14 protein-coding genes are annotated in these 20767 nt (G+C 56.6%); 4 read left to right on the top strand and 10 right to left on the bottom strand.

All coding sequences use genetic code 11. The annotated features are described in order from the left end of the window. Positions 1-96 precede the first annotated feature (96 nt). The 3 genes from CPH65_RS07360 to CPH65_RS23790 form a co-directional block, all read right to left on the bottom strand. Entirely contained in the window at positions 97-2529 is a 2433-nt protein-coding gene (locus CPH65_RS07360) for a methyl-accepting chemotaxis protein (protein ID WP_157747555.1), read from the bottom strand. A 170-nt stretch (positions 2530-2699) separates the two neighbouring features. Continuing rightward, the gene (locus tag CPH65_RS07355) at positions 2700-6104 is read right to left on the bottom strand and encodes an acyl-[ACP]--phospholipid O-acyltransferase (protein ID WP_096172891.1); all 3405 of its coding nucleotides are present in this window, start codon (positions 6102-6104) and stop codon (positions 2700-2702) included. 563 nt (positions 6105-6667) lie between these two features. After that, positions 6668-6850: a hypothetical protein gene (locus CPH65_RS23790; RefSeq protein ID WP_157747554.1), complete on the bottom strand. Its 183-nt coding sequence runs from the start codon at positions 6848-6850 to the stop codon at positions 6668-6670. Between CPH65_RS23790 and CPH65_RS07345 the strand changes: the two genes are divergently transcribed. Continuing rightward, the gene (locus tag CPH65_RS07345; RefSeq protein WP_096176288.1) at positions 6843-7448 is read left to right on the top strand and encodes a sulfite oxidase heme-binding subunit YedZ; all 606 of its coding nucleotides are present in this window, start codon (positions 6843-6845) and stop codon (positions 7446-7448) included. The two genes, CPH65_RS23790 and CPH65_RS07345, sit on opposite strands and share 8 nt — an antisense overlap. A gap of 14 nt (positions 7449-7462) precedes the next feature. On the opposite strand, the gene CPH65_RS07340 is transcribed toward CPH65_RS07345, so the two are convergent. From CPH65_RS07340 to xylF, 5 genes are all read right to left on the bottom strand, one after another. Continuing rightward, the gene (locus tag CPH65_RS07340) at positions 7463-9088 is read right to left on the bottom strand and encodes a CRTAC1 family protein (RefSeq protein WP_096172889.1); all 1626 of its coding nucleotides are present in this window, start codon (positions 9086-9088) and stop codon (positions 7463-7465) included. Next, complete coding sequence (locus tag CPH65_RS07335) at positions 9085-10500, bottom strand: di-heme oxidoredictase family protein (RefSeq protein WP_096172888.1); 1416 nt, start codon at positions 10498-10500, stop codon at positions 9085-9087. Before CPH65_RS07335 ends, CPH65_RS07340 begins: the two co-directional genes overlap by 4 nt. A gap of 117 nt (positions 10501-10617) precedes the next feature. Further along, positions 10618-11397, bottom strand: a complete 780-nt coding sequence (locus tag CPH65_RS07330) for an ATP-binding cassette domain-containing protein (RefSeq protein WP_096172887.1) — start codon at positions 11395-11397, stop codon at positions 10618-10620. 3 nt (positions 11398-11400) lie between these two features. Beyond that, a complete protein-coding gene (locus CPH65_RS07325) occupies positions 11401-12699 on the bottom strand; it encodes a sugar ABC transporter permease (protein WP_096172886.1) in 1299 nt (432 codons plus the stop codon). 131 nt (positions 12700-12830) lie between these two features. After that, on the bottom strand, positions 12831-13856 hold the full coding sequence (gene xylF / locus CPH65_RS07320) for a D-xylose ABC transporter substrate-binding protein (protein WP_096172885.1): 1026 nt from the start codon (positions 13854-13856) through the stop codon (positions 12831-12833). Between the two features lie 228 nt (positions 13857-14084). Here xylF and CPH65_RS07315 point away from each other — a divergent pair, with 228 nt between their 5' ends. The 3 genes from CPH65_RS07315 to xylA all read left to right on the top strand — a co-directional run bounded on the left by CPH65_RS07315 (position 14085) and on the right by xylA (position 18327). Next, complete coding sequence (locus tag CPH65_RS07315) at positions 14085-15335, top strand: ROK family transcriptional regulator (protein WP_096172884.1); 1251 nt, start codon at positions 14085-14087, stop codon at positions 15333-15335. Positions 15336-15571: 236 nt separating this feature from the next. Then, positions 15572-17020, top strand: coding sequence for a xylulokinase (gene xylB, locus CPH65_RS07310; RefSeq protein WP_096172883.1), 1449 nt, complete (start codon positions 15572-15574; stop codon positions 17018-17020). 2 nt (positions 17021-17022) lie between these two features. Beyond that, complete coding sequence (gene xylA, locus CPH65_RS07305; RefSeq protein ID WP_096172882.1) at positions 17023-18327, top strand: xylose isomerase; 1305 nt, start codon at positions 17023-17025, stop codon at positions 18325-18327. 116 nt (positions 18328-18443) lie between these two features. Here the strand turns inward: xylA and CPH65_RS07300 are convergent, their stop codons facing one another. Both CPH65_RS07300 and CPH65_RS07295 read right to left on the bottom strand, forming a co-directional pair. Beyond that, positions 18444-19499, bottom strand: a complete 1056-nt coding sequence (locus CPH65_RS07300; protein ID WP_096172881.1) for an ABC transporter ATP-binding protein — start codon at positions 19497-19499, stop codon at positions 18444-18446. A gap of 2 nt (positions 19500-19501) precedes the next feature. Next, complete coding sequence (locus tag CPH65_RS07295) at positions 19502-20764, bottom strand: hypothetical protein (RefSeq protein WP_096172880.1); 1263 nt, start codon at positions 20762-20764, stop codon at positions 19502-19504. Positions 20765-20767 lie beyond the last annotated feature (3 nt).

The following is a 20767-nucleotide window of genomic DNA, read 5'->3' as shown; positions in this document are numbered from 1 at the left end:
AAGGGCTGTTCGATGACCGCCCCACGGCGGCAGAAATAAAAAAGTGAGATGCCCAAGGGACACCTCACTCCATTTGTTTGCTTGTTTGCAGACCGATCAGGCTGCAGAGACATCCCGAAGGAAGGCAGAAATTTCCTGCTGAAGCTGCTGGGTTTTCTGCCCAAGGCTGACGGAGGCATCCAGAACCTCGCCCGAAGACGTGCGGGTCAGCTCGACGGCTTGAGACAGGCTCTCCATGTTGTTCTGCACCGAAAGCGTCCCGGAAGCTGCGGTCTGCACGTTGCCGGAGATTTCGCCGGTTGCCGCATTCTGCTGAGTAACCGCCGAAGAAATCGCCGTCGTGTAGGAATCGGCCTCTTCCATGGTGGACACAATCGCGGCGATGGACGAAACGGCGGCGTCTGTAGACCCCTGAATAGCGGAAATCTGACTGCCGATTTCCTCGGTTGCTTTCGAGGTCTGGTTAGCAAGGTTTTTCACTTCTGCTGCAACAACCGCAAAGCCTTTACCTGCATCCCCTGCACGCGCTGCCTCTATCGTGGCATTGAGCGCCAGCAGGTTTGTCTGTTCGGCAATATCCTGAATAAGATTGACGACTTCGCCGATCTTGCTGGCAGCATTGGCCAGAGCGGTCACTTTCTCGTTGGTCTCTTCGCTTGAGGACCGGGCATTGCGCACGATGGCCTCGGTCCGCTGCACTTGCTGACCAATCTCATTGATGGAAGAGGCAAGCTCTTCAGCTGCGCCGGACACACTCTGCACACTATCCAGAGCGTTCTGGCTGGCCACAGCGGTGTTCTGAGCCTGATCTGCGCTCTGGTTGGCGATATCGGTGAGCGACGTCGCCGTGCCCTCCATCGTGCTGGCGGTTTGGCTGACACCAGACAAGAGGGTCTGCATGCGGGTTTCGAACGAAGCGATCATGCTCTCGATCCGGCTCTGCCGTTCACGCTGCTTGGCTTCTTCTGCCTTGTTGGCCTTTTCCAGTTGCATCCGCTCGCTGGCATTGTCGCGGAACACCTGAACGGCCCGGCTCATATTGCCGATTTCGTCCTTACGCTCCGCTCCCTTGATGTCCACATCAAGGTTGCCACCAGCAAGGGTCGTCATCACATCGGTCAAAGACCCGATCGGACGCGTCACCGCAAGAGTGATCACCACGGCGAACGTGGCTCCAATCAACAGAGCAATCAGCACAGCCAGCCCGATGGACACCATCATGGTATCCGCAGCGGTCATGGCCAGATGGGACTGCTCCTGAACCAGCGCGTTGATGATGGTTTGAACTTTTCCGGAAAGGGCAATCAGCTGTGCCCGCTGGACCTCGGCCTTTTTCGCCCCTTCGGCCATTCGAACAAATTCGGTCTCGTAATCATCGATTTCCAGCAAGATCGCTTCAGAAATCTTTTTGACTTCCGGCAAAGAGCCCGAACTCGTTTTCAGCACTTGACCCGACTTGCGGAAGCCATCGATCTTCGCCAAAATATCAGGTTTGGTCAGATTGTTATCACTGGAGAAGAATTCCAAAGACACAGCCTTGGTATCGAGCGCGCCTGTGTAGACAACGGCTGCTCTACCCGTCAACCTGTTGATAAAATTCAACTTATCATTTTGAGTTTTCGCTTCGGCTCGTGTCTCGTCAAGCACCTTGTAAACCGTACGGCGAATGGAGTTAGACACGGAAGCAAGCGCAGAAGCAAAGCGACCAACACTGTTGCGCTGCTCAACGGCCTTCTCTGAATAATTGTTGAGATTATCAGATACTTCGGTCAGAATCTGACGCAAGCTGGCTGCCCGTTCGGACAGGATCGTAAGGAGGGAGGAATCAAGTCTCGATAGTTCTATCTTGCTGGCATTATCACCCATTTTCGCAAGCAAATCGGCCTTAACCGCAAAGCTCTTCCACTTGTATTGATCCTTGGAATCTTTTTCCTTGGCCAGATTGCGCTCAAGTGAGATCGCCTCGTCCTTGATTTCGGTGACGATGCGAACGATGCTTTCAGCCTGGACACTGTCCTGACTCGCTTTTTGAGCAACAAGCTGAGCTTCGCTCTTCATTTCTTCAAGCTGCTTCGTGATGATCTCAGTGCCACTCACCAACTGAGCGACGCTGTTCAGCAAATGCTGTGAGCGTTTGTGTTGCTGATCCATCAGAACTGTCATGGCATTGAATTGGTTTTCCAGACCGCCCACAGACTGACGCGCCTGCGCCAATTTCTCGGTCGCCCCTGCCTGATCGGCAAGCGAGACGGAAAGCTCCTGAAGTCGACCATCAAGAGATGAGATCCCTGCGAGAACGAGGTCTGCATTTTCTGCCGTGTTTTTGGAAAGGTAGCCCTCACGCTTGCTCGAGACATCTTGCAGGACATCGAGCACTGCGATGGATTCTTCGTTGATCGTAGACTGTGTCTTGGAATTGACAATCGCCAATATTCCAACAATCCCGACCAAAGCGGTCAGAACCATCATGACAGCAAAACCGCCGCCAACCTTGAACGAAAATTTCAAATCTGTGAGTCTTTTGAGCATGTTGGCCACTCCAATTGTATGCCAATGTACAATGTTCGTGGAGTTTGAACAAAGCGTAAAGGAACGGCCTGCAAACCTTCATTTTATAAGGTGATTTGGATATAACGATCAGAATTCACAGACTTTGGGATAGATCTAAGTAGTTATGCCTAAAGCATTTTACCATGGGCTCATGATTTGGCGTCAGCTCCGCCAAGCGCCCTGAGATCCATCATCTTCTGAACCGAAACATAGTCTACCTTGCCCGTTCCCAGAACCGGAACATCCTGAATGACGATTTCGGATGGAACCATGAAATCCATGCCGCCCGTCTTGCGCACATAGGCTGCAAACTGGGTCCGGTCGGCATCGACATTGTCGGTCATCATGACAATCCGCTCGCCCCGCTTGGGATCGGGCAAGATGGCGGTCGCCGAAGTGGAATCGGGCCACAATTCATCTGCCAGACGTTCGATGGCAGCAAGAGAGACCTTCTCACCGGCAATTTCGGCAAACCGCTTGGCTCGACCGATGATCGTAATGTAGCCATCCTCATCAATCGTGACGATGTCGCCCGTATCATGCCAGCCATCCTTGGGCGGTTCCAACACACCGGGATTTTCGACGCGCAAATAGCCCGCCATCACATTGGCACCCCTGACGAGCAGCCGCCCGCCTTCCTTCACGCCCGGCACGGCTTCAAGGCGCGTTTCGATACCGGGCAGTGCCTTGCCGACCGATCCGACCTTGCTGAACATCGGTGTATTGAGCGAGAGCACCGGCGAGCATTCCGTAACACCATAGCCTTCGAGGATGCGCAGACCGAAGCGATTGACAAAGGTGTGACGCGTCGAGGCTTTCACTGGTTCGGCCCCGGCGACGCAATAGCGTATAGAGCGAAAATCAAAGGGATGGGCCGTGCGCGCATAGCCATTCAGAAAGGTATCCGTGCCGAAAAGAATGGTCGCATTGGAGCCGTAGATCAGCTCTGGTATCACCCGATAATGCAGCGGCGAGGGATAGAAATAGATCGGCATGCCCCGAACAAGCGGCAGGATTGTCCCTGCAGTCAACCCAAAGCAGTGGAACACCGGCAACAGATTGAACACCCTGTCATCCATGGTCAGATCGATGCTCGCTCCGGCTTGTGCCGCATTGGCGAGAAGGTTCCGGTGCGTCAGCACCACCCCCTTTGGCACCCCTTCAGACCCGGATGTGAACAGCACGACAGCCGGATCATCGGCCTGCCGCTCCACAACCGGCTTTTTGCGCCGCCACAGGCCCGCCACCTTGTCACCAAACGACAGACCGGCGCGAATGTCCTCGACATAGACAAACCGTACCTTGTCCTCGAGCGCTTCAATGACGGTCTCAAGCTTTGCCTGCTCGACAAAGGCCCGGGAGGTCAGAACCACAGTGAGTTGCGTTGCCTCGCAAGCTGCAAGCAAGCTGCTCACACCGCTTGTGAAGTTGAGCAATGCCGGCACCTTGCCCGCCGACATCATGGCAAGAATGACAAGAATCGCACCGTTGGACGTGGGCATCATCACCCCGACCCGGTCCTCATCGGTAAAGTCAGCAGCAAACCGTGCGCCAAGCACCCGCACTCCAGTTAGCATCTTGCCGTAGCTCAGACGTCCGGCAAATGGATCTTCCACCGCTATCCGGCGCATTCCCAGATTACGCCCCACCTTGATCACCTTGGACACGACAGTCCTGTCGACATTGGTGGTCCGATAAACCAGTTCACCCATCATGTGCTGCAGCTCGGCACCCGCCGCCATGCGCCGTTTGCGCCCCTTGAGCTCTTTGCGCACATTGAGCGTCTGCGGCTCAAGGATGGTTACGCGTACCTTGGGGAACAATGTGCGCCTAACCTGCCGTGACCCCATCCGGGAGGAATAGCTTCGCTCAAGACCATCGATGCGGATCGGCACCACCTTGGCCCCCGTCATGTCAGCCGCCATGGCGGCAACGTCATAGACCTTCATCAGACCGCCCGTATCGGTCACCCGGTTTTCGGGAAACAACACGATCGGACTGCCACTCTGAATGGCCTTCATCAGTGATTGAACCGCCACGGGTTGGGACGGCTCGAGCACCAGATATTTGCAAAAGCGCAGAAACGGATGCATCCACCATGATTTTGCCGTGCGCGCATCAATCGCAAACACCGGCTCTGCCTCGGCGATGGCCATGGCGAGCGGCCCATCCAGAAAGCTCACATGATTGAACGCGAGTATCGGAGCCTTTCCGGCCTTCTCCAGATTCTCCCGCCCCTCAACTTCAAGACGGCTGAAGGTACGAAACAGGATATTGACCAGATCCCACATGGGATGCGTGGGCAGATAGCGGATCATCAACCAGGCCGCCACGACGTTCGCTGCGCTGAGCACCAACAGGATTGTCTCGATCTCGACCCCTTGTGACTGCACCAGAGCCAGAAGGGCACCCGATGCAAAGATGAAGGCCGAATTGAGAATATTGACCGCCGCGATCACACGGGCCCGGTGATCCTTGCGCGCCCAAGTCTGAACCGCGGTGAAGGATGGCACCACCATCAGGGCTCCGGCAACGGCAAGCCCGGCAAGATCGATGGCCACCCGGATCGCCACCAGATGAGAGAAGAAATCAGCAACGCCCACCGCTTCAATCGGCGCCTTGATGTTGGACAGGTTCCACGTCAGTTGTAGCGAAAAATAGGCAACAATGGCAGCCCCAAGCGGAGCAGGCAGAAGAACCACCCGGCCAGCACACAGCCAGGCCGCAATACCGGATCCAACCGCAACCGAGACCGCAAACACCAGAGAATAGACCGTCACGACCTGCGGACTGCCACCCATGATCTGGCTGATAAAGGTCGGTACCAAAGCGGTCAGAACCGCGCCGAGCAACCAGAACCATGACACGATGAGACTGGCGCGCCACAGGCGCTTGTCTGCCTTCAGCTCCTTCAGCAAGGCCCATGTGGACCCAAGAATGTTGCGATTAATAACCAGATCCGGATCCCCCGCCCCGGTGTCAGGGATCTGGCGACTGAACAGCCAGCAACCAACCGCAAGAAGCAGCATGAGCGGACCAAAGATGATCGCATCGACCCCATCATTGGCCACGACACCGGCGGCCACCGTGCCGGTCAGGATGGCAACGAAGGTCGCTCCTTCAACCCAGCCATTGGCCGCGGGCAGCTCCCGCCGCGGCAGATGATCGGGCAGAATGCCATACTTGATCGGCCCGAACAGCGCGGACACGACGCCGAACAGAAACAGCGCCGCCATGGAAATCCAGATGGACCCAAGAGCAATGCCGATAACCGCGACGATGGCAGCACCGATCTCGGCAAGCTTGAGCTTCTCGGCCATCCGCCCCTTGTCATGTTTATCAGCCAGTTCGCCGCCAAGGGCAGACAACAGCAGAAACGGCAGCATGAAGACTGCGCCAGAAAGGGATACCAGCGAGGCACCCTGCTGGGCAGGCAAGGTTGCAATAATGAGAAAAATCAGCGAGTAGCGCAGGAAATTGTCGTTGAACGCAGAAAAATACTGCGTCCAGAACAAAGGCGCGAACCGCTTGGAAATCATCATGTGACGGCGCATGGGACGGTTCTTCCTTCGTGTTTTAGATCCGGCTTTTGGGTCTTGATCCGATTGAACGTCTGCATGCCATCGGTTGCACTCCTAACGAGCACGGCAGCATAAGCCAAAGTACGATGGTTCGAAACTGACACCGCTCAAAAGGTGCGAATTTATGCCCGCTCCTGTTTGCTGTCCCGGCGAATGAAGCAAGGGAGCGCCCGAACAGAAAGCCCCGGACAGCCAGACTGACGTCGCCTTACAATCCAACAGCGACCACACCGCATTTTTGTTGCCCCGGCACGGGATTTCCAAGGTTTGAAAGACCAAATAAAGTAGCAAGGAAGAGTATGCTTTTCTCGCCATCGTCTCGCAAATGGTCTCGCATTGATCTGGCATTGATCTCGCGCGCAATCCATTTTGCTGATCCCGCGCTTCCCAACCCGCTGCGGGATCGCAAGAGAGGCTGCTGCGCCACCGCCGCATCTCGGCGCAGCAGCCCTTTCGCTTTTGATCAAGGCTCCCGCTTTTCAGCACTTGGATCCGCTCGCGCGGAAAGCGCAGAAGGCCTGACAGGTTACAGAGCGTTACACTTTAATACCAAACATGACTGGCTTCCCGGGCAGCTGATTTTGTAAAATCGGCAGCAAGAAACACAGCTTCGGGCCTGAGCATGACAATGCTCCCACGCTGCCCGAAACAACAATTCCTTTAAAATCCTGTCCGAGGCGGGCCTGACCCATGTTCAAGAAATCCGGCCTGATGGCCATCATCAATTCTCCCTATTTCATCTGGCTTTTGATGACCCTTCCAGCGCTTCCCATGCTCTATGGCGCATTCACCGGTGCAAGCCTTCATCGCCTGCTGCATCCGACAGGTGAATTCTCCGCACGCTTCCTCATCCTGTGCCTGATGCTGACGCCGTTGCGCCTGCTGTTTCCCAAATCAAGCTTCGTTATGTGGCTCATGCGTCGCCGCCGCTATATTGGCATAGCAGCCTTTGGCTATGCGCTGCTGCACACACTCTATTATGTGATCGATCTCTCCAGCCTGTCGAAGCTGGTTACTGACCTGACGGATTTTGGCATTCTCACCGGCTGGATCGCCTTTGTCATCTTTGTCCCGCTCGCCATGACCTCAAATGATATTTCGATCCGCAAATTCGGCCCAAGGAAATGGAAAACCATCCAGCGCATGACCTATATCGCAGCAATTGCAACGCTCGCACACTGGCTGCTCGAAGCCCGCGACGCAGGAGGTGCCATTGTCCATTTTGCCCCGCTCGTCCTGCTTGAACTCTACCGGCTGTGGCACAATTTCCGTTCTACACCCAAAAGCGGATCGCGACAGATGCGCCCGACAGCGTGACAACACAGGGTCAATCAGTCGGCCTTGGCGCGCTCCGCGGGCAGCCAGACATCAGCGGTCGACTGCCCCCGCGTGATCCGGGCATGCTGGTTGGCAAACAGGCGGATCCATGGCCCCCATTCCCCATCCGGCCATTGCACCCGCACCACCGCCCGTTCGGCAACGCCAATACCGAAATGATGCCAGCCAGCCTTGCCGCCCGCATGGCCGCCACCGACGGTGATCTCGCGGCTCTGCGTTCGGTCCGCAATGCGCACCTCAACAAAAGCCCCAACCGCATTGCGGTTTGGGCCATCCTGCCGGATCTGCAATTCGACCCAGTTGCCCATCGGGGCTGATGTCTCGTCGCCCGTCTCATGCTGTCCCTGATTGAGCCAGATTTGAGCCGGCTTCTCCCGGTTCACCACGACCGCATCGAGCAATCCATCCATATTGAGATCAACGAGCGAGCCGCCCCGCCCCCGATCAAAACTGAGCATGCCAGCCTTGTCGGCAGCTTCTGCAAAACTGCCGTCCGGAGCGCCCAAGAACAGACTGTTGGGGTCTTTCATGGCAAAATCGGTCATCGCTTCGACATTGCCCTTGGTCACAAACAGATCGACAAAGCTGTCATTGTTGATGTCATCAAACTGCGCATGCCATGAGGTGGAGGGATTCACATTGTCCCCCACGAAAGGCCGGTGGGCGGTGATGCCGCGATCAAACGCCAGATCATCAAAATCGGGCGCTCCGTCTCTGGAAGCAAGCACCTGCAGCTTGTTGTCTGCCATCGAGGTGACATAATAATCCGGCCTTCCGTCGCCGGTGAGGTCCGTTGCGGCAATCCCCATGCCCCAGATACGCAGACGCCGCCAGCCATCCCCTGAGCGATACTCCGATGGCGCGTCTCCTTGGCGTATCTTCCAAAGCTGTTCATGCCCGCCGCGATAATACTGCCGGTCATTGGCGATCCTCAGATCAGGCTTTCCAGACCGGTCCCAATCGGTGAACATCACAGACAAGGCACAATAGCCCGGCTCTAGGATTTCATGGCGATAGCCACCATCCTTGGTGGGCCGATAGAAGTCGGTCTTATGACATGTCCCGAACGGCGAGCCGGGCTGATCCCGATCCACATAATTGCCAATCGCAAGGGTCGGCAGGCTGTTGCCCTCCTCCCACATGGCCGCAAAGGCGGTCGACCATGCCTTGCCGCCATCAAAACGCCATGCCTCATTTGCTTCTTCAAAGGTGCATCCACCCTTGCCGCGAAAGAGCTTGTTCTCTCCGACCCGCAAGACAGCAAGATCAAGAATCCCGTCGCCATCAATATCCAGCGGATAGGCCCCACTCACCGATTTGAGCGACAACGGACCCACGGCCTGTTTTTCAAAGTGGATCGCCCCGCCCATGCTGCTGCGATTGAGATAAAGCGTGGCCGGATCAGCCCCCCCGGCAAGAAAAAGCTCGGGATAATGATCGCCATTGCAATCGAAAACCGCAACGCCGCCACCAACAAAAAACTCCCATCCGCCCGTGTAGCGATGATCAATGCCGCTTGTATCCGTCACCTCGACCATATGCGGCGGCTCCATCGCCAAGGCGGGCACCGCACCAACAAGCATGAGAGGTGCCATCATCCGGCTCAAAAAGGATTTCATGGCTGCATCTCCTTGCTCAAGGTGAGCGATTTCAGGAACTCGACAATCTTGCGCTGGTCGAGATCGCTGAGGGCTTCATAGGCGAGGCGAGAGTCTCTGGCGTCGCCACCATGATGCAGGATGGCCTCGCGCAAAGTGGTCACGTCCCCGCGATGCCCATAAGGCGCGGTGCTCCCGACACCCCAAAGGCGCGCCGTCAGAAACTGGTCATTGGCGATGAAGCGCTGCGACAGCCGCTCGTTGCCAAAATGGGGCTTTTCCGCATCGGCAATGACATGGCGTTTGAAGTCGGTAAAGACCGGCACCATCCAGTCACCATCTTCGTTCTTTTCGAGGCCCTTGGACGAAAGCTCAAAGGAGAAAGCCTTACCCATCTGGTCAGAGACACGGAGATTGCCCGCCCGATTGTAGGGCCCCGGTTCGGTGAAGCTGAGCGACGTGAGAGGCAGGGCTTTGACGTGACATTGGGAGCAGGCGACCTGATCGAACAATCCTTCCCCGTCCTTTGCGGCCTCTTGAAGCACAGGGGCTTGAGGCATGGTCTGACCCGGTGTCGGCAATGTGGCCTGAAACAGCACCAGAGCGGAAAGGTCTGCAGAGGTAATTTCTCCCGCATGTCCGTCTTCATCAAAATCATCCGTCCCGGTCCACTGCATGCCGAAGCGCTCATTGCTCTGCATGCCGTGATGGGTGTTCATCGCATTGATTGAAAACTGCCGCAAAGAGGTGAAGACCCCCTTCTGGCTGAAGGGACGGACAATGAGATCATGATCAATCCCGTCGATCTCTTCAATGTTGACAAACCCGTCCGGTTCCACCGTCAGGGCCCCGAAATCAACGCCCTTGGTGATGAGCTGGACCGTGATCGCCTCGCCCTTTGCCCGCGCCTCGTCGACAGCCTTGCGCCGCAGCGCATGCAAATCGTCGCTCATCTCCCGCGCGATGAGCTCAACGAGCCCCGAGCCATGCAGGTGCGGCGTGCCGCGCTCGTTGGAGAATTGCGCTTCAAGGGTGTCGAATTCAAAGTCAGAAACGCCCTCGGAGGTGAAAGCATTGACAACAAACTCGCCCGATCCGCCGGAGTTGGGCTGATTATGACAACCGTTGCAAGCGTTGGACTCCGGCCCCGAGGTGCGGATCATCGACGGCACCCGGCCCGGGCGCCGCTTGACCGGCACTTCGGCCTGCGTCGCTGCTGGCCGTCCGGCCCCTTCAAGCGATGTGAATTTGGCATCGAACAGTAACCGCCCGTGCCGAAGGATCTCCTCGCGCTCAAGCGCGGCAAGAGCCTCCAGATCGAGGTGTTGCGGCACGGCTCGTTCATCACCGACCACCGGCTCAGCCGCCATCGGCCGAGCGGGCAACAGCATGACAGCAGCGCCCACAAGAGCGCCGAAAACTCGGGCTTCCATAACATTCCTCCCGAAGCGAGGACGCCGGTTTTCTATCAGCGGTCCGGCTTCATGTTATCGCCTTGAAAAAGAGAGGAAAGCCCGACCAACGGGTCGGGCCTTCTTGAGTGTGCATCCTCAGACCGTCTCACCGGTCAGCGGGTTCTTGCCAAGAATGATCATTCCCAGAATGTCATCCTCGGTCACTTCATCCACCTTGACGGTGCCAACGAGCTTGCCGTTTTTCATCACCGACGCCCGATCACAGAGAGCCTTGACCTGATGGATATCATGGTCGATGAGGAAAATCCCCAAGCCTTGCGCTTTCAGCTCGTCGATGAGATCGGCCACCATCTTGGTCTCTTCCACCCCAAGCGCCGCAGTCGGCTCATCCATGATCAGGATCTTGGCGTTGAAATAGACCGCGCGACTGATGGCCACCGACTGACGTTGACCACCGGACAGCGCCGCAACGGGTGACGAGAACCGCTGGAAATTGGGGTTGAGACGCCCCAAAATCTTGCGCGTTTCCGCCTCCATCTGGGCATCATCAACGAGCCCGACGCCATTGACCAGCTCACGCCCCAGAAACAGGTTCGAGGCGGCATCGAGATTGTCCGCCAGAGCAAGTGTCTGATAGATCGTCTCGATATTATAGTCGCGCGCGTCCCGAGGATTGTTGATATCGGCAAGCTCGCCGTTCACATAGATTTCGCCGGCGTTGCGCTTGTAGGCACCGGACAACATCTTCATGAGACAGGATTTGCCCGCGCCGTTATGGCCGAGCACCCCGACAACTTCGCCGGGATAGAGATCGACCGTAACATCTTCGACCGCATGGATGCCGCCAAACGACAGTCGCATGTTGCGCATTTCAACGAGCGGAGTGCCGCGAGACGCATTTTCAGAAACAGTCATATCTCAGTCCCCCGTCCTCTTGCGATAAACGATGTCAACATAGACTGCGAACACCAACACGATACCGACGACGATATTCTGATACGGCGCTTCGACACCGACCATCGCCATGCCCGACTGAAGCGACTGCATGATGAGCGCACCAAGGATCGCCCCATAGATCGTGCCGATCCCGCCAGAAAGAGCCGTCCCGCCGATGACAGCGGCTGCAATGACGCGCAATTCGTCAAGCGTTCCGATGTCATTGGAGTGGAAATTGAGACGCGCTGACGCAACCACGGCCGAAAGAGCACACAGCACCCCGACGATGGCGAAGATCTTCACGGTCAGAAGCCGCGTGTTGATACCCGAAAGCTCGGCGGCTTCCGGATTACCACCCGTGGCAAAGATATAGCGACCAAGGCGCGTGCGCTGGGCAACCACCGTCATGACAGTTGCCACGGCAATCAGGATAAGAACCGAATAAGGCACACCATAACCTTCAGAATAGCCTTTCGGCATAACCTCGCCGGCTTCCTTGAACAGGCGTTTGAGGCGACCGATCGGCACGTCATAGGCATTGAGCATCCAGACAAAGCCCGCAATTGCCGCAACGAGAATTGCGCCGATCACAAACTCGGCCCACACCGGCTTGACCGGAAATTTGTGCGCTATCTTGTTTTGCCGCGCGCCGATGAGCAGATAAAGCGTGAGGGCAATCGCCAAAGCAGCAAGAATCCAGCTGCCCGTTTCGCCAAGCGTGCCATCGATGCCACCGAGCATGACATAGTTGCTATCAAGCGGACCGATCGTCTGGCCGTCGGTCAAATGCCAGGCAACGTTGCGCCAGACAAACAGTCCACCGAGCGTCACGATGAAGGCGGGAATCGTCAGATAGCCGATCAGCCAGCCATGGAACGCACCGATGACCGCTCCGAAGAACAGACCGACGAGGATGGCCACCGGCGCAATCATCGCACTGCCCAGCTCGAACCCGAACCAGTTGGGTAAGACATGGGTCTGCACCATCGCCATGATCGCCGAACAGGTAGCAAGCAAGGCACCGACGGACAGATCGATGTGCCGGGTGACAATGACGAAGACCATTCCCGTTGCCATGATGGCAACAGACACAGTTTGAATGGTCAGGTTGAAAAGGTTACGGGGAGTGAGGAAGCGACCGCCAGTCCAGACATCGAAGACCACACAGATAACAACGAAAGCCCCGATCATGCCAAGCAGTCGGGTATCAATTTCCATTGTATCGATCAGTGTCCGTCGAGCTTTTGGCGGCAGGTCGCGGGCGTCCACGCTATCAGCCATGTGATGCTCTCCAGCATGCAGTTTATCATGACTCCCGTCACATGCGCGGCAGGAGTTGATTCTCATTTTGATAGGAAAGATTACGCACGCACGAGGATGACACCCCGTGCGTGCGTCAAATCATGCTGGAATCAATTGCAAGGAGCCGGGCCGTTGCTCACGCCCTGACACAATTTCTCAACCGAAATCCAGCCAGCATCCGTAACCGCAGTCAGATTGTCTTTGGTCACCGGGATCGGCTCAAGGAACTTGGCGGTCATGGTCGTACCAGACGGAGAGGTCCAGGATTCAGCCCCTTCAATGTCGGCCATTTCTGTACCACCAGCCAGCGCAACTGCGATTTCCGCAGCAGCCTTGCCAAGATCACGGGCATCTTTCCAGACCGATACAGTCTGGGTGCCCTTGGCGACACGGTTGAGAGCCGCATGGTCACCATCCTGACCAGATACCGGAATGCCTTCCATGCCCTGAGCCGTCAGCGCTGCAACAGCACCACCAGCGGTGCCGTCGTTGGATGCGACAACAGCATCAACCTTGTTGTCGTTGGCCGTCAGGATCTGTTCCATGTTGCGCTGAGCATTGGCAGGCAGCCAGCCATCCGTATAGGCTTCACCAACAATCTTGATGTCACCCTTGTCAATTGCTTCCTGCAGGATTTCCTGCTGACCGCCACGCAAGAAGTCTGCGTTCGGGTCAGTCGGAGAGCCCTTGATCATGACATAGTTGCCCTTTGGCTGTTCCGCATAGACCGCACGAGCCTGCATCCGGCCCACTTCGACGTTGTCGAACGTGAGATAGAAGGCGCGATCGTCTTCAATAAGACGGTCATAGGCAATAACGGGGATCCCCTCGTCTGCAGCGTTTTGGACGGCGGGAATGATGGCTTCGGTATCCTGAGCAAGCACGATCAGCGCATTCACACCCTGAGCCATCAAGGCTTCGATGTCACTCAACTGTTTTGAAGAAGAAGACTGGGCGTCGGCAGAAACATATTCCGCGCCAGCAGCTTCCAGAGCCTTAACAATGGCCGCCTCGTCCGTTTTCCAACGTTCTTCCTGAAAATTCGACCAACTCACTCCGACCACGAGATCCGCGGCCAAGGCAGGGGTCAGCATCGACGCGCTCAATAGCACCGCCGCAAGAATTGACTTTTTCATTTCTATTCCTCCCAAGAATATGGCAGCCCGCCAAGCGAGAAAACCGGCTACCTACGTACTACCCATAACACTATTTAATTTATTCGTCGAATTTAGATTATCAGCCTTTCGTCGACCCCTAAAAATTTACAAGCATTTTGGCGCTTGCGGCGCTATCCTGAGTCCAACCAGCGTTCAGGCAAATGCTCGACAGATAGCAACAAAGACCAAAAAAGAAGTCCCGACTCCATGACCAAGAAGATGCGCACCCAGACAAAGAAAACGCCACAAATCCCAGAACAGAGGAATCAGGGGCGGCATCTGGTCTTCGCCCACATTCGCAACAATCATCAATCGGCGCGCATCGACATTGCCAACGAAACAGGCATGAGCCCCGCCACCATCACCACGATCACCGCCGAGCTGATCGCAGCTGGCCTTATCGAGGAAGTGGATCGGGTGGTAGAGCCTGGCCAGAGCCGCCGGGGACGTCCCCGGGTGGATCTGAAACTGCGCGGCGATTCGCATCGAGTGGTCGGGATGAAGATCACCAACCGCTATGTCACAGCGGTCATTCTTGACCTTGAAGGCAATCAACTGGGCAAAGCCCAATTGCCGATGCCCAAACCCCGCCTCACCAGAACCGAAGCGCAAGACCTGATCCTTAAGACCGTCGAAGAGGTTGCCCAGTCGGCGGGCATGAAAATCGAGGATCTTTCATCTGTCGGCATCGGCATCCCCGGTACGGTTTATGCAGAAAGCGGTTATATCGACTGGTGCCCGCTGTTTGAGGAAACGGAGTTTAACCTTCCCGAAATCCTCAAGGACACTTTGCCTGTGCCGACCTTTGTCGAGAACGACGCCAACGCCGTCGCCATCGCCGAGCTCTGGTTCGGCTATGGCCGCGATGCACCGGATTTTCTCGTTGTGACCATCGAGCAGGGCGTCGGCCTTGGCATCGTCATCGACGGCAAACTCTACCGCGGCACACAAGGCTCGGGCGCGGAATTTGGCCACACCAAAGTGCAGCTCGAAGGGGCACTGTGTCGGTGCGGGCAGCGAGGCTGCCTCGAAGCCTACATCTCCGACTATGCCCTGTTGCGCGAGGCTGAACTCTTCTCCAACTGGACCACCAATGCCGATGATGAAAAGCGACTGATCGATCTGTTCAATCGCGCCAAGTCCGGCGACCAGACAGCCCGCTCGATCTTTGATCGTGCCAGCCGCATGTTCGCCATGGGGCTGGCCAATCTCGTCAACCTGTTCGACCCGTCCCTGATCATTCTTTCCGGCGAACAAATGCGCTTCGACTATCTTTATGCACAATCCGTCTTCGACGCCGTGCGAGCCTCCACCATCCAGCGCGGTCACCACGCCCCTGTCATGCGCATTCACAAATGGGGTGACCTGATGTGGGCCAAGGGCGCTGCTGCCCACGCCCTTGAGGAATCAGTTCGTCTTTCGATCGATAAACTCGGCTCGAACGACCAGAGTGCCTGATTTCTGCACCCGATCTTTTCCATACCAGACGGGACCATTTGTGCAGTTTGACCACTTTTTCAGCGTATACCGGTCAAAAAGGGAGCAGATCAGTGGAAGAGTTACCGTCGCCTCTTGATTTAATTTAGATCGTAAAATAATATATCTCTCATCCGGGGGGAGAACCCTTTTTAAGCTCGTTGCACGCAACGCTAACCACCAAGACGGCAACAGAGCAGTCCGGTGAGGAGGAAATAATGTATCTAGGAATTGACCTGGGAACATCCGGGATCAAGGTGCTGGTCATGTCCGAAGACCAGCAGATTGTGGCCACCGCGCATCAGCCTTTGACTGTTGAGCGTCCCCACACAGGCTGGAGTGAACAGGACCCGGCGAGTTGGATTACGGCAACCGCCAATGCGTTTGATGATCTGGCAGCGCGCTACCCCAAAGAACTCAGAGAGGTCAAGGCCATCGGGCTGTCCGGCCATATGCACGGCGCCACGATGCTTGACCACGAGGACAAGCCGGTTGCCCCTTGCATCCTGTGGAACGACACCCGCAGCCATGTCGAGGCAGCCACCCTTGATGCCATGCCCGCCTTTCGCGAGCTGACCGGCAATATCGTCTTTCCCGGCTTCACGGCCCCCAAACTTGCGTGGGTAAAGAAAAACGATCCGGCCATGTTCGAAAAGATCAAGAAGGTGCTCCTGCCCAAGGATTATCTGCGCCTCTGGCTGACCGGCAACTATGTCTCCGACTATTCCGATTCCGCCGGCACGGCCTGGCTTGATGTCGGCAAGCGCGAATGGTCTTCGACCCTTCTGAGCGCAACCGGTCTTGACCTGTCGCACATGCCCGAACTGGCAGAAAGCACCGACAGCACCGGCACCATCCGGCAGGCTCTTGCCGATCGTTGGGGCTTCTCTCCCGATGTGATTGTGGCAGGTGGCGCAGGCGACAACGCAGCCTCGGCCATCGCGACAGGCATTGTGGGCGAAGGCGATGCTTTCATCTCGCTAGGCACAAGTGGCGTTATCTACGCTGCCATCAACAGCTACCGACCCTTGCCACAAAGCGCGGTTCACACCTTCTGCCATTCCACGGCCAACCATTGGTGCCATATGGCAGTTATTCTTGCGGCCACCGATGCCCTCAACTGGTATGCGAAGCTAGTTGGCTCTAAACCCGCCGAACTGACCAAGGCCCTTGGTACTGAGCTGAAAGGACCGGGCTCGACCCTGTTCCTGCCCTATCTCGGCGGTGAGCGGACTCCGCACAATGATGCAGCCATCCGCGGCGGCTTCCTTGGCCTTGCTCATGAGGACGACCGCGAAAGCCTCACCCGGACCGTGATCGAGGGCGTCTCATACGCCTTCAAGGATGGCATCCGGGCGCTTGAAGCCGCAGGAACACATCTTGATCGCCTGATCGCGGTTGGTGGTGGTTCGTCGTCAGACTATTGGCTAGAACTGCTCGCAACCATTCTGGGCAAACAGATTGACCTCCCCGCTGCGGGCGACTTCGGCGGAGCCTTCGGGGCTGCCCGCATGGGTCTCGTAGCAGAGCGCAATTGCGATCCGGCAGAGGTCTGCACCATGCCCGCCATCGAAAAAAGTTTCTATCCCAACACCGAACTGCAACCTGCATTTGAAGCGTCCTATGAACGCTATGTAGCAGCCTATTCACCTTTGAAGGATCTTTGACTATGACTGACTTCTTCGGTTCCCTCTCCAAAATCAAATATGAAGGCCCCGACAGCGACAATCCGCTTGCCTTCCATCACTACAACCCTGACGAAGTCGTCATGGGCAAAACCCTCAAGGAGCATCTGCGCTTTGCTGTCGCCTACTGGCACAGCTTCGCATGGGAAGGCGGCGACCCGTTCGGCGGCCGCACTTTCGATCGCCCCTGGTATGGTGACACTCTCGATCATGCCAAGCTGAAAGCGGACGTTGCTTTTGAGTTGTTCGATCTGCTCGACGCGCCCTTCTTCTGCTTCCACGATGTTGACGTTCGCCCGGAAGGCAAAGACTTCGCCGAGAACCTCTCGAACCTCAACGCCATCGTTGACTATTTCGAAGAAAAAATGGCCACCTCCAGCACCAAGCTGCTTTGGGGTACGGCAAACATGTTCACCCATCGCCGCTTCATGTCCGGCGCATCGACCAACCCGGATCCCGATGTATTCGCCTACAGCGCAGCAACCGTGAAAAGCTGCATGGATGCCACCCATCGTCTGGGCGGTGAAAACTATGTGCTCTGGGGTGGTCGCGAAGGTTACGAAACCCTGCTGAACACCGAGGTCGGCACCGAGCTCGATCACATGGGCCGCTTCCTGTCGATGGTTGTCGATTACAAACACAAGATCGGCTTCAAAGGCACCATTCTTGTCGAGCCAAAACCTCAGGAACCAAGCAAGCATCAGTATGATTATGATGCGGCAACCTGCATTGGGTTCCTGCGCAAATATGGCCTCGAAAACGAAGTCAAGCTGAACCTTGAACAGGGTCACGCGATCCTTGCCGGTCACAGCTTCGAGCACGAAATCGCTGTTGCAATCGCAGACGGCATGCTCGGCTCCATCGACATGAACCGCAACGACTATCAGTCCGGCTGGGATACCGACCAGTTCCCGAACAACACCCCGGAAGTGGCACTTGCCTACTACCACATCCTCAAAGACGGCGGCTTTAAAACCGGCGGAACCAACTTCGATTCCAAACTGCGCCGTCAGTCCATCGACGCGGACGATCTGGTTGCTGGTCACATTGGCGGCATGGACGTCTGTGCGCGCGGCTTCAAGGCAGCAGCAGCGATGCTTGAAGATGGTGGCCTCGAAGACTTCCTCAAAAACCGCTACGGCGACTGGAACAATGACGTCAACAAGGACATGCTCGCAAAAGGCACCCTTGAAAGCATCTCCGAGCGCGTCCTCAAGGACAACATCAATCCAGAGCCACGCTCTGGCCAGCAGGAAAAACTGGAAAACTGGATCAACCGTTTCGTTTGATCAGACCCCTAAGGTCTTTGAACAAAAACAGGGGAGCGGCATTGCCGCTCCCCTTCTTCATTTGACAAGATATCACCCGACTGCCCGGGCGCATTCAAGGGCACACCCTCGAAGCGTTAATCCCGTGGCAGCGCTTGCCCATCCTTGTCAAAGAAATGCAGGCGCGAGCCATCAAAGATCAGACCAACCCGGTCACCTGGCTTGATCTCGACATCGCCACCAAGGCGCACACCGATCTGGCCAAGGCCTGCACAATCGACAAGCAGATGCGTATCGGCCCCCAGATACTCGACAATATCGACAAGCCCGTCGCACTGCCCCTCGCCTTCAGCGCCAATCTCGATATTCTCAGGCCGAACCCCGACATGGGCCGCCTCGCCCTTCTGGGTCAACGCTCCACCCCGGCCACCTTCGAGCACATAACTTTCCCCCTCGGTCCGGCAGGGCACGATGTTCATCTTCGGCGACCCGATAAACTGCGCAACAAACAGATTGTCTGGCCGCTCATACAGCTGGCGCGGTGAGCCGATCTGCTCGATGATGCCATCACGCAGCACCACAATCCGGTCCGCAAGCGTCATGGCCTCCACCTGATCATGGGTCACATAAATCATGGTGGTAGCAAGTTCGCGATGCAGCTTGGCAATCTCGTAACGCATCTCGACACGCAAGGCCGCATCAAGGTTGGACAAAGGCTCGTCAAACAGAAACGCGGTGGGATTACGCACGATGGACCGCCCAATGGCCACCCTCTGGCGCTGACCACCCGACAGCTCTTTTGGCCGCCGGTCGAGATAGCTTTCCAGCTTGAGGGCCGCAGCGGCCTCATTCACCTTCTGCTCGATTTCCGCCTTTGGCTTTCCTGCGGTTTTCAGCCCGAAGCCCATATTGTCCCGCACATTCATATGCGGATAGAGCGCGTAGGATTGGAACACCATGGCAAGACCGCGCTGAGCCGGAGGCTCGGCTGTCACGGCCCGCCCACCGACGAGAATTTCGCCGCGCGAGCATTCTTCAAGCCCGGCAATCGTCCGCAACAGGGTTGACTTGCCACAGCCGGACGGGCCGACAAAGATGATGAATTCGCCTTCATCGATACTGAGATCAACGCCCTTGATGACTTGAACATCTCCGAACCATTTCTCGACACCCTTTAGCTCAATGGATGACATGATCAGCCCTCCCCCAATTCTTTTGAAACCCACGCAAGCCAGCAGGCAGCAGTCCAGGTGAAAGTGCCACCACCGGCTGGCGTTCCGTCCTCGGGATTGAAATACTCGGCAAACCCGCCCTGCTCGATCAGGCGCGCGCTGTCACTGTGCAAGCGCTCGGCAAATGCCTTGTGTCCGGCTTCGTCAAGCCCCATTCCGATCAGTGTGTTGACCACCACCCAGACAGGCCCGCGCCAATAGCGCTTGGGATTGTAATCCGGGTTTTCCGGATCAAGACTGGTGACCCCATGCGGTGCGGCATCAAGAAGGCGTTTCAGATGTGACAGAACACGATCATCCGTAAGACCCGCATACCAGCACAGGAAAGCTGCCGAGGTTACATTGCCCGAAAATTTCCCGGTATTCAGATCCTTGGCATCATAGCTTTCAATCGCCGGGTTCCACAGGGTTTCGATGCCCCTCTCCAGCGACGCAATCCAGCCCTTGATAACACTGGTATCCTTGCCCAGCTGGTCACCCAGCCAGACCAGATCCCGATGGGCCCGCAACAGGATGAACGACAGGGTCGGATCAGCCACCCGGAAAGGCCCGCCTTCGAGTATGGCTTTCTCGTCCCACTTGTGCGCCCGCGCGTAATAGAGGATCGCGAGATAGACATCATAGTCGCGCTTGGTGGGACGCATCTCTGGATTGACGTGCGAGGTGTCGCGTCGTTGATACTCACCGACACCGGAGACATCCACATTGGCCATCGCCTCGTCCCAGTCGGCGGCATTGTCGCGGCCGGATTCCCAAGGATGTGTGACGCAAATCGCACCGCTTTCTCCGCGACACTCCATGAACCACTTGTGCCAGGCGACAATCTTGTCATAGAGGGGGCCGACGCGCTTGATGCCTTCTGCAGGATCTTTCTCGAAGATCTTGCGCGCAAAGGTCGCGACCAACGGCGGCTGACTGATCCCCGAAGAGGGCAGATCATTGCCCGAGACGCCCTCCGTTCCCCAGACACCGGGGCCGGGGAAATAGCCATCATCCACCTCGTGGAAAATGATGTGCGGCACCATGCCATTGGCCCATTGGCCGGAGAACAGGGTCTCGAGTTCGACCCAGGCACGATTGAGATCGATCTCGGCAAATCCGAGCGCGGCAAAGGCGCTGTCCCAGTTCCACTGGTAGGGATAGAGCCCTTTGGTCGGCACCGTGTAGCTTCCGCGGTCATTGCCTTTGAGAATGGCGATTGCCTGATCGTTGAGAGGCAAAGTCATTGT

Origin of the sequence: Cohaesibacter sp. ES.047, assembly GCF_900215505.1 — a bacterium.
Taxonomy (GTDB): Bacteria; Pseudomonadota; Alphaproteobacteria; order Rhizobiales; family Cohaesibacteraceae; genus Cohaesibacter.
The sequence above is the reverse complement of the archived record's forward strand: the minus strand, read 5'-3'. Positions and strand labels throughout refer to the sequence as shown.